Source organism: Luteibacter sp. (genome assembly GCF_051958795.1).
GTDB lineage: Bacteria > Pseudomonadota > Gammaproteobacteria > Xanthomonadales > Rhodanobacteraceae > Luteibacter.
Map to the genome: position 1 here is coordinate 1 of NZ_JBQCFT010000292.1, position 9,799 is coordinate 9,799.

Sequence of the window (9,799 nt, forward strand, 5' to 3'; positions counted from 1 at the left end):
CGTCCTTGTCCACCCCGGCGCGGTTATCGGCTCGGATGGCTTCGGTCTCGCGTTCGACCGCGATCACTGGGTGAAGCTGCCCCAGCTTGGCGGTGTGCGCATCGGCGATGACTGTGAAATCGGCGCGAATACGACCATCGACCGCGGCGCCCTGGAAGACACGGTGCTAGAGGAAGACGTGCGCCTGGATAACCAGATCCAGATCGCCCATAACGTGCATATCGGCGCCCATACGGCCATGGCAGGGTGCTCGGCGGTGGCAGGTAGTGCGAAAATCGGCCGTTACTGCCTCATCGGCGGCAACGCGGGCATCCTCGGGCACCTCGAGGTGGCCGACCGCGTTACCATCACGGCCAAGAGCCTGGTGACGGCATCCATTCGGGAACCGGGCGAATACTCGTCGGGCTCCCCGCTGCAGGAGAACCGCCAGTGGCGGCGCAATGCGGCGCGAATGAAACACCTAGACGAGTTTGCGCGCCGCCTGTCGGCGCTGGAAAAGGACAAAGGGCAATGACCGAAATGAAAGCTGCCGTGACGCTCCCGGTGGATGTCGAACAGATCCAGCGGCTGCTGCCGCACCGTTACCCGTTCCTGCTGGTGGACCGGGTGACGGAGATCGACCCGGGCAAGACCATCACGGCGATCAAGAACGTCACGATCAACGAGCCGTTCTTCCAGGGTCATTTCCCGGGCCACCCGGTCATGCCGGGCGTGCTCATCGTCGAGGCCATGGCGCAGACCGCCGGTCTGCTCACCCAGATCACCAGCCAGCTCGATGGTGCGAGCGGCAGCCCGCTGTTCTACCTGGTGAAGGTCGACAACGCCCGCTTCTCGGCCGTGGTGTCACCGGGCGACCAGCTGGTGATGAAGGTCTCGCTCAAGCGCCTCATCCGCGGCATGGGCCTGTTCGAAGCCAAGGCCTATGTCGATGGTGACATCGTCGCCTGCTGCGAGCTCATGTGCGCGGCGAGGAACGACAAATGATCCACCCGACCGCGCAGATCGATCCGTCCGCGCGGGTCGCGGATAACGTCAGCATCGGTGCATACAGCATCATCGGTGCCGACGTCATCATCGGCGAGGGCACCAGCGTAGGTCCGCATGTGGTGATCGAAGGCCCGACGGTGATCGGCCGCGATAATCGCATCATGCAGTTCGCGTCCATCGGCGGTCCGCCGCAGGACAAGAAGTGGCAGGGCGAGCGCACCGAGGTCATCATCGGCGACCGCAACCTCATCCGTGAATTCGTCACGATCAACCGTGGCACCGGCGACGGCGGCGGCATCACCCGCATCGGCAACGACAACTGGCTGCTCGCCTACGTGCACATCGCGCACGACTGCCAGGTGGGCAACCACGTCGTGTTCTCGAATTACTCGGCACTGGCCGGCCACGCCGAGATCGGCGACTGGACGATCATGTCCGGCTATTCCGGCGTGCACCAGTTCTGCAAGGTGGGCGCGCACGCGTTCATTGGCATGGGCTGCCTGGTGGGCTCCGACGTGCCGCCGTTCGTCATGATGGCCAACGAGACGCGCGGCCGCCCGCGCGGCATCAACAGCGAGGGCCTCAAGCGCCGTGGCTTCGATACGGCGCGCATCGCGTCGATCAAGCGCGCCTACCGCACCCTGTACATGGCGGGCCTGCCGCTGGCCGAAGCGCGCGAGCAACTGGTCACCCTGGCTGAAACCAGCGAGGACGTGCGCCAGATGCTCGAGTTCCTCGACCGTAGCGAGCGCTCGCTCGCCCGGTGAGCGAAGTGAACGACGCTCCTGTCATCGCCCTGGTCGCCGGTGAGGATTCCGGCGACCAGCTCGGCGCCGACCTGCTCGACGCGCTGCGCGCCCGCTACCCCGGCGCGCGCTTCGTGGGCATCGGTGGCCGGCGCATGATGGCCCGTGGCTTTGAATCCTGGTTCGATATCCGCGAACTTTCGGTCATGGGCTTCGCCGAGGTCGTGAAGCACCTCCCGCGCCTGCTGAAACTGCGCAAGGCGCTGGTGCAACGCCTGCTGGATCTACGCCCCGACGTCACGATCGGCATCGATGCACCCGACTTCAACCTTGGCGTGGAGCGCAAGCTCAAGGCCGCCGGGCTGCGCACGGTGCACTACGTAAGCCCTTCGGTGTGGGCCTGGCGGGAAAAACGGGCGGAAAAAATCGGCCAGTCGGCTGACCGCGTGCTCTGCCTGTTCCCGATGGAGCCGCCGATCTACGCGAACCACGGCGTCGACGCCCGCTTTGTCGGCCACCCGCTGGCCGATACTTTCCCCATGGTCTCCGACCGAGCCGGCGCCCGCGATGCACTGGGCCTGCCGCATGATGCGCCCGTCCTGGCCGTGCTGCCCGGCAGCCGTCCCAGCGAAATCGAGCGCGTCGGGGCCATCTTCATCGACGCCGCCCGACGGGTGGCCGAGGCCATGCCGAACCTGCGCATCGTAGTGCCCGCTGCCAATGAGCGCGTGCATGCACGTCTGGCTGAACTCCTCACGGGCTTCCCGGGCACGCCGCCGCTGCTCACCGACGGGCACTCCCACGAAGCCATGCTGGCCGCCGACACGGTGCTGCTCGCCTCCGGCACGGCCACACTCGAGGCTATGCTGGCCAAGCGGCCCATGGTGGTGGGCTACCGGGTATCGCCCACCAGCTACCGCATCGCGAAAGCGCTGCGCATGCTGAAGACCGACGTCTACGCCCTGCCCAACATCCTCGGGCGCGCCTGCGGCCTTGGCCGCAAGCTGCTGGTGCCGGAATACATGCAGGACGACTGCACGGCGGAGAACCTCGCCGCCGCGACGCTGGACATGCTCGGCGACAGCGAACGGCGCGGCGCGATCGTCGCGGCCTTCGAATTCCTCCACCAGGCGCTGCGCGGCGGCCTCGAGGGTCGTGCCGCCGACCATGCGGCGGATGCCGTGGCCGATTTCGTGAAGACGCCCGCCTTGCCTGCCACGGGCGGCGCGCACTAGGCTTCCACCCCCATGCCGCGCAAGACGAACATAACCCGCCAGCTCAGCCCCGACCTCGTGGTCGCGGGCGTGGACGAGGCCGGCCGCGGGCCGCTGGCCGGCCCGGTCGTCGTCGCCGCCGTCATCCTCGACCCGGCGCGGGTCATCCGTGGCCTCAACGACTCGAAGCAGCTCGATGAGGCCACCCGCGAAAAGCTCTACGCCCGCATCATCGAGCGCGCCCTCGCCTATAGCGTCATCTTCGTCGAGCGCGAGGAGATCGACGCCATCAACATCTTCCAGGCCACCATGGTGGGCATGACGCGCGCCCTCACGGGGCTGTCGCTCGCCCCGACCATGGCCCTGGTCGACGGCAACCGGCTGCCGCGCACCCTGCCCTGCACGGCACAGGCGGTCATCGGCGGCGATGCCACCGAGCCGGCGATCAGCGCGGCCTCCATCCTGGCCAAGGTCAGTCGCGACCGGCACATGAAGGCGCTGGACAGCGTGCACCCGGGCTATGGCTTCGCGAAGCACAAGGGCTATGCCGTGCCCGAGCACATGGAAGCACTGGAGCGGCTCGGCCCCTGCGACGCCCACCGGCGCAGCTTTGCCCCGGTGAAACGCTGGTTCGAACCGGAAGGCCTGGGCGAGCCCATCGCCGACCTGTTCGCCGTAGCTACCTGAACGGATCGGGCCGCGAACGCGGCAAAGCCTAAAGTCCCCGTCGGCATGGCCGATAGCCCAGCTAACGCCCCCCACACACGGGCGTCCGCTTTAGCCATCGAAACAGGGACTACCATGAAGAAGATCGCCATCGCCGCCGTGCTGATGCTCGCCGCCCCGCTGTCCGCGCAGGCTGCGTGCGCCGCCAAGGATTTCGCCATCGACGGCTTCGCCGTGAAGCTGCAGCAGGGCTCGGGCCAGCCGCGCTTCAGCATGAAGGGCAACCTCGTCAACAAGTGCACCGAAGCCGCCGCCGCGCAGGTGCGCATCGACGCGAAGGACGCCTCGGGCAAGGTCATCGCCAGCAAGCAGGGCTGGCCGGCAGGCACCTCGAACATCGAACCGGGCAAGAGCGTCGATTTCGACCTCGGCCGCCTGTTCCGTTACTCGCCGGACATGTCGGACTACACCGTCGTCGTGTCGGACGTGAAGGCCTGGTAATACCGGCTTTTGCTATGTAGGAGCCCACCCTGTGGGCGACGGCTATCGCTTCGCCGCCGCAGGGCCTGTGGCGTTTTCGCGAACGGCGTCGCTCACAGGGTGAGCTCCTACAGCGCGATCCAGGCGACCTTATCGCCGGGTTGGAACGCGCTAGCACGTGATGGCAGCCACACCAGCGCGTGTGCCGACGCCAGGTTGCTGAGCATGTGTGAATCCTGGCGAGGCAACAGCGCCAGCCGCGCCGTGCCATCGCCCATATCCAGGGCCATCCGCACCAGCCGGTCGCGCTCGCCGTCGGCATCGACGGCACCCTCGAGCACACCCTGGCGCCACGCTGGTTGCACCGCGGTCTCTCCCTCCAGCCGGGCAAGCACGGCACGTGCATGCACCGCCAGGCAGACCAGCACCGCCGCGGGATTGCCCGGCATGCCGAGCAGCACCTTGCCATCGCGCACGCCGAACCACAGCGGCTTGCCGGGCTTCTGTGCCACTTTCCAGAACACCTTGCGCACGCCCAGCCGGTCTGCAACGAGCGGAACGTAGTCGCGATCACCGACGGATACGCCGCCGCTGGTCACCACGATATCGGCGCTGTCCAGCGCGGCGCTCATCGATTCCTCCAGCGCCGCCTCGTCGTCAGGCACGTAGGCGACCACCGGCTCGCCGTAGCCGTTCTCCACGAACCACGCCCGCAGGAGCGGACCGTTCGCGTCATACACCTTCGCCGGCGGGAGTTCCTCGCCCACGCGCACCACTTCGTCACCGGTCACCAGCACCGCCACGCGGGGGCGCCTGCGCACCTCGACGCTGTCGATCCCGGCCATGGCAAGCGCCGCGAGGAGACCCGCCGTGACGCGCTGGCCGGCCTGGGCGATCGGTGCGCCTTCGACCAGTTCCTCGCCTTCGTAGCGCACGCCCTCACCAGCGGGAACCACTTCGCGCAGGGAAATTTCATCGCCATCACGGTCGACGATCTCCTGGCGCGCCACGGCATCCGCCCCCTGCGGCAGCAAGCCGCCGGTGAAGATACGCACGGCCTGGCCAGGACCGACGGTGACGCCGGCGGGCTCACCGGCAGCCGCGGTGCCGACGAGCGTACGCAGCCGGTCGCCGTCTTCACTGCGGATGGCATAACCATCCAGCGAACTCTGGGTAAACCGCGGCAGCGCGATGCGCGCGCGCGGCGATTCGGCGAGGACCGCGCCCAGCGCGAGTTCCACGGGCACGCGCTGCGTACCTAGCGGCATGACGTGTTCGCGGTACCGCGCGAACGCTTCCTGCAACGGCAGCAGCGCCATCTCAGCCCGCCTCCCCGTAGCCGCCCGGGTGACGGCCACCGGAGCGGCCCGTCTCGATCAGGTGGATGACGCCCGGCAACGTGGCAGCGAGCGACTCGCTGGCCCCGCCGCGACTGCCCGGGAAGGTGAGGACCAGGGTTTCGCCGGCGTAGCCCGCCACGCCGCGCGAGAGCATGGCGAACGGCATCCGCTGCTGGCCGAAGGCGCGCGCCGTCTCCATGATCCCCGGGATTTCCACGTCGAGCATGGGCTTAACCGTGTCCACGGTGATGTCGCGCGGCCCCAGGCCGGTGCCACCCACGGTGATAACCAGCGCCACCTGGCGCTCGCGGAGCGTACGCAGGTTGCCCGCCAGCACGTGCGCGTCGTCGGGGAGCACGCTGTATTCGATCGGGCTGAATCCCGCCGCCTCGAGCGCATCGCGTACGAAGGTCCCCGCGGTATCCGGCTTCGCACCGCTGGCGACGGTATCGGAGAGCACGATGACCGCCGCGCTTCGTGGCTGCGCCAGCGTGCGCCGGTAGTGCGATTTCCCGCCCAGCTTGCGCTCGAGCCGGCAATCCTCGATGTGCAGCTCCTCGGGCTCGGCATACGGCTTGAGCATGTCGTAAAGCGTGAGCGCGGCCAGGCTGGCCGCGGTGAGCGCCTCCATCTCCACGCCCGTCGGCCCGATGGTCTCCACCTCGGCGATCACGCGCACCGAGGTCTCCGCCAGTTCGTACGTGACATCGGCACGGTGGATCGGCAGCGGATGGCATAGCGGGATCAGCTCATCCGTGCGTTTCGCCGCGAGGATGCCGGCAACGCGCGCCGTCTTCAGTGCGTCGCCCTTCTCCGTCTCGCCGCTGCGCAGCAGCGCGATGCAATGGGCGGGGGCATGCAGGGTGGCGGTGGCGCGGGCGACGCGCTTCGAATCCGGCTTCTGGCTGACGTCTTTCATCCGTGGCTCGTATGCGAGTGGTGGCGGTGCGCGTGGGGCGCCGGTTCATCGAGATCATCGCGGATGCAGCAGCCTTCGACGAACGCGCTACTGCCGTCCGCGTAGAACTCTTCCTTCCATATCGGCGCACCATGTTTCACGGCGTCCACGACATAGCGGCACGCCTCGAACGCTTCCGCGCGGTGCGGCGCGCGCACCACGCAGGCGATGGCGATGTCGCCGATCGCCAGGTCGCCCAGGCGGTGGACGATGCGCACATACGGTACGCTGAACCGGCGACGAGCCTCGGCCTCGACTTCGCGGATGACCTTTTCCGCCAGCGGCTCGTGCGCCGTATAGACCAGGCGCAGGACGGAACGGCCGTCATGGTGGTCGCGGACGGTGCCAACGAACATGGCGAGGCCGCCACATTCCGGGTGCGTATCCAGCTCGAGCAGCGGCTCGATGGCAACGGGCTCGTGGGAGAGAACGGGATGCGCCATCGTCAGCCCCCGGCGACCGGCGGCAGTAGCGCGATGCGCCGGTCCGCGGGCAAGGCATCCGCGCGGCGCACGATCGTGTCGCCGGAAACGCAGGCGCAACGGTCGAGCGACGCGGCCAACTCCGGGTGCGCGCCGGCGAGCAGCGTCACCGCATCGCCGATGGTGCGCGCATCCGCCGGTGCATCCACCGTGACTTCGCGCATGCCGGCCAGCCTTTCGAGGTTGGCGTAGAGTTCAAAGGTTATGGGGTTCATGGGTCTCTCGGGTGGGGTCAGCCGCCCATGGCGTGCATGGTGATCGGACGATCGACCGGGCCGGGGCGCGCCGCGTAGCCCGCTTCCTTCAGCCATACCGCGCGGCGGACCGTCGCGGCCAGCGTATCGTCGTCGATGCCTTCACGCATGCGCGCGCCGAGCGGCATCCCGACCGGCGAGAACAGGCAGGTGAACAGCTCGCCGGTGGCGGTGAGGCGCAGGCGATCGCAGCTCGCGCAGAACGGATGCGATACGGTGGAGATGATGCCCAGCGGGTAATGGCCATCCACGCGATACGGCGACGCCGGATCGTTGGCGCGCGGCAAAGTCTCGACGCTGTGCGTCGCCGCAATCGCCGCCAGCATGTCGGCCTCGCTGACCACGGCATCGCGGCGCCAGTGGCCGGGAGCATCCAGCGGCATGTACTCGATGAAGCGGAGCGGCAACTGGCGGGCCATGGCCCATTCCAGCAAGGGCACGACCTGGTGTTCGTTGTCGCCGCGCACCACGACCGCGTTGATCTTCACCGCGGCGCCCGCGTCGGCCAGGGCCTGGATGCCATCGAGGACCGGCGCGATCTCCCGCTTCGTCATCTGGCGGAAAATCGCTGGATCCACGGCGTCCAGGCTCACATTGAAGTCATCGACACCCGCAGCGACCAGGGTGGCCGCGACCGGCGCGATACGCGATGCGTTGGTGGTCATGGAAATGCGGCGCAACCCGCGCCCGCGCAGCCCGTCGATCGCCTTCACGCATTCCACGAGGTCCCGCCGGAGCAGCGGCTCACCGCCAGTCAGCCGGATCTGTTCGATGCCCTGGTCGACGAACAGGGCCGCCAGGCGCACGATTTCACCGCGATCCAGGAGGCTCGCGCGCGGTAGCCAGTCCGGGTGCTCTGGCATGCAGTACGTGCAGCGAAAGTTGCAGCGATCCGTCAGTGAGATCCGCAACTTGCGCTTGGTACGGCCGTGGCTGTCGATCAGTGGGGACATGGACGTAAGGTAACCGCAGGCCTGTTAATACGGGCGTGTCATAAACCACCCTTTCCTTCACGCCACATCGTGCCAGAGAACGGCCGGCCGCGCCTTGCACGGGTTGGCTGGGACACGCACGGACCCTTGCCAGAAGTCATGCCGCGGCGTTCATCGGGACCGCCGTGGCGGCGGATTTTCCGCAGCGCGTCACGCGGACCCTGAAAAAAAGGTGCATCGGATACGAAAAATCTTCTCCGACCCTATTTTCAGCGGACGAAAGCAACGCTAGAGTGAGTCGCCCGCTGGGCACCGGCCTTCAAGGGCCGCCTCATTCGATCTTAGTGACAAGGAATATCATGGCCACTTCCAAAAAAACGGCGGCAAAGAAGGCCGCTGCCAAGGCTCCCGCCAAGGCTGCCAAGGCACCTGCCGCGCTGAAGCCGATCAAGGATCCGCTGTCGAAGTCGTCGCTCGTCTCGCACATCGTCGAGCAGAGCGGCGTGGACTCGAAGAGCGTCAAGGCCGTCCTGGCCTCGCTCGAAGGCGCGATCAGCGCTTCGGTCCACAAGAAGGGCGCTGGCACCTTCACGCTGCCGGGCCTGCTGAAGATCACCTCCGTTGCCGTGGCTGCCAAGCCGAAGCGCAAGGGCAAGGATCCGTTCACGGGTGAAGAGCGCTGGTTCGCTGCCAAGCCCGCCTCGGTGAAGGTCAAGGTTCGTCCGCTGAAGAAGCTCAAGGACGCGGCCGCCTGATCTTTCGCGGTGGCTTGAAGCCGCCGCGGATCGACGAGGTACCCGAAAGCCCCTGCCCTTTGGGCGGGGGCTTTTTTTGTTCTTCGCGGAAGCACGAGGCCGAGTACTACACCGCGCTTTCGAATCGGTTCATTCGCTGGCGCGAATGCATGTGACCAGCGGCTGACGCCGCCTCGCTCTTGTAGGTTGAGGAAGCTGCGGGTGAGCAGGCCCTTGGGGCCGCCAGGCGCGGACCTGCGGACCGGGCCGTAGATCCCTCGACGCGAAAATCGCTGCGATTGGCGGCCCTCCGCTCATGTCGGCCCCAAGGGCCTGCCCACCCGCGCCGCCAACGATGGGGGTCATGGCGGGAAGGCCCAAAAGCACGCATCTGCGCCTATGAGGAACCCTGAGTAACGACGGAACTCGCGGGGCTATTGGCGCACGCGAAGCCATCTGCTAATCGCCTCCTGAGAATTCCTGTCGTTTAACGGCTTCGGTTCTGCGGCGAATCATTTCCGACGTGACATCAAGAAGATAGCTCGCTAGCGGATTCCATTCACCGAGGACTTCCGCTTTTCGCAGAGCGAGCGTCGATATGCCCTGGTCACGGACGAAATACTCGTAAAGAGGATAGAAGTCTTTGCCAGTCTCATTCTCTCGGAATAACAATGAGCAAAAGAGCCACCTTGCCGTTCTGCCATTTCCGTCAGCAAACGGATGAAGATTGGTCACAGCGCAAAACGCGACGATCGCTTGGAAGAAGCTCGGATGCCCCGTCTCGCAAATCCATCTCCATAGTGACCTGAGTCCTTCCGCTACCAAGTAGTGATTCGGAAAAACGATGCGCGATCCGTCCAATCCGATGTTACCGACGTTACTGCTTCGGATGAGGCCACTTCCTCGCCCAGCAGTTCGGTTCACCTCACATAGCAGTTCGACGAAGAGCGATCCGTCTTCGCAACCGAGTTTGCGCAAGCGACGCCTCAAGTTCGATTCAACGGCG

The 9,799-nt window shown here is 66.6% G+C and carries 13 protein-coding genes; 7 read left to right on the forward strand and 6 right to left on the reverse strand.

The window, feature by feature from the left end:
* The 6 genes from ACTHLF_RS15115 to ACTHLF_RS15140 form a co-directional block, all read left to right on the forward strand.
* On the forward strand, nt 1-514 hold a 514-nt coding region (locus tag ACTHLF_RS15115), incomplete at its 5' end, for a UDP-3-O-(3-hydroxymyristoyl)glucosamine N-acyltransferase (protein WP_440328239.1).
* 5 nt (nt 515-519) lie between these two features.
* Nucleotides 520-984 carry a 3-hydroxyacyl-ACP dehydratase FabZ gene (gene fabZ / locus ACTHLF_RS15120; protein ID WP_440328254.1) on the forward strand — a complete coding sequence of 155 codons (465 nt, stop codon included), beginning with the start codon at nt 520-522 and terminating at the stop codon, nt 982-984.
* Nucleotides 981-1,754 carry an acyl-ACP--UDP-N-acetylglucosamine O-acyltransferase gene (gene lpxA, locus ACTHLF_RS15125; protein WP_440328240.1) on the forward strand — a complete coding sequence of 258 codons (774 nt, stop codon included), beginning with the start codon at nt 981-983 and terminating at the stop codon, nt 1,752-1,754. Before fabZ ends, lpxA begins: the two co-directional genes overlap by 4 nt.
* 5 nt (nt 1,755-1,759) lie before the next feature.
* A complete protein-coding gene (gene lpxB, locus ACTHLF_RS15130) occupies nt 1,760-2,968 on the forward strand; it encodes a lipid-A-disaccharide synthase (RefSeq protein WP_440328241.1) in 1,209 nt (402 codons plus the stop codon).
* A gap of 12 nt (nt 2,969-2,980) precedes the next feature.
* Nucleotides 2,981-3,634, forward strand: a complete 654-nt coding sequence (gene rnhB, locus ACTHLF_RS15135; RefSeq protein WP_440328242.1) for a ribonuclease HII — start codon at nt 2,981-2,983, stop codon at nt 3,632-3,634.
* A 114-nt stretch (nt 3,635-3,748) separates the two neighbouring features.
* Entirely contained in the window at nt 3,749-4,114 is a 366-nt protein-coding gene (locus tag ACTHLF_RS15140; RefSeq protein WP_440328243.1) for a hypothetical protein, read from the forward strand.
* Nucleotides 4,115-4,221: 107 nt separating this feature from the next.
* Here the strand turns inward: ACTHLF_RS15140 and ACTHLF_RS15145 are convergent, their stop codons facing one another.
* From ACTHLF_RS15145 to moaA, 5 genes are read right to left on the reverse strand one after another with little or no spacing between them, the layout of a single operon-like run.
* Nucleotides 4,222-5,412 carry a molybdopterin molybdotransferase MoeA gene (locus ACTHLF_RS15145; protein WP_440328244.1) on the reverse strand — a complete coding sequence of 397 codons (1,191 nt, stop codon included), beginning with the start codon at nt 5,410-5,412 and terminating at the stop codon, nt 4,222-4,224.
* A 1-nt stretch (nt 5,413) separates the two neighbouring features.
* Entirely contained in the window at nt 5,414-6,352 is a 939-nt protein-coding gene (gene moaCB / locus ACTHLF_RS15150; RefSeq protein WP_440328245.1) for a bifunctional molybdenum cofactor biosynthesis protein MoaC/MoaB, read from the reverse strand.
* Entirely contained in the window at nt 6,349-6,834 is a 486-nt protein-coding gene (locus tag ACTHLF_RS15155) for a molybdenum cofactor biosynthesis protein MoaE (protein ID WP_440328246.1), read from the reverse strand. Before ACTHLF_RS15155 ends, moaCB begins: the two co-directional genes overlap by 4 nt.
* A 2-nt stretch (nt 6,835-6,836) precedes the next feature.
* Complete coding sequence (locus tag ACTHLF_RS15160) at nt 6,837-7,088, reverse strand: MoaD/ThiS family protein (RefSeq protein ID WP_440328248.1); 252 nt, start codon at nt 7,086-7,088, stop codon at nt 6,837-6,839.
* 17 nt (nt 7,089-7,105) lie between these two features.
* Nucleotides 7,106-8,080: a GTP 3',8-cyclase MoaA gene (gene moaA / locus ACTHLF_RS15165; protein WP_440328250.1), complete on the reverse strand. Its 975-nt coding sequence runs from the start codon at nt 8,078-8,080 to the stop codon at nt 7,106-7,108.
* Between the two features lie 335 nt (nt 8,081-8,415).
* Between moaA and ACTHLF_RS15170 the strand changes: the two genes are divergently transcribed.
* Entirely contained in the window at nt 8,416-8,814 is a 399-nt protein-coding gene (locus ACTHLF_RS15170) for an HU family DNA-binding protein (protein ID WP_440328256.1), read from the forward strand.
* Between the two features lie 438 nt (nt 8,815-9,252).
* Here ACTHLF_RS15170 and ACTHLF_RS15175 read toward each other — a convergent pair.
* Nucleotides 9,253-9,799: Fic family protein (locus ACTHLF_RS15175; protein ID WP_440328252.1), on the reverse strand; the 547-nt coding region annotated here is incomplete at its 5' end.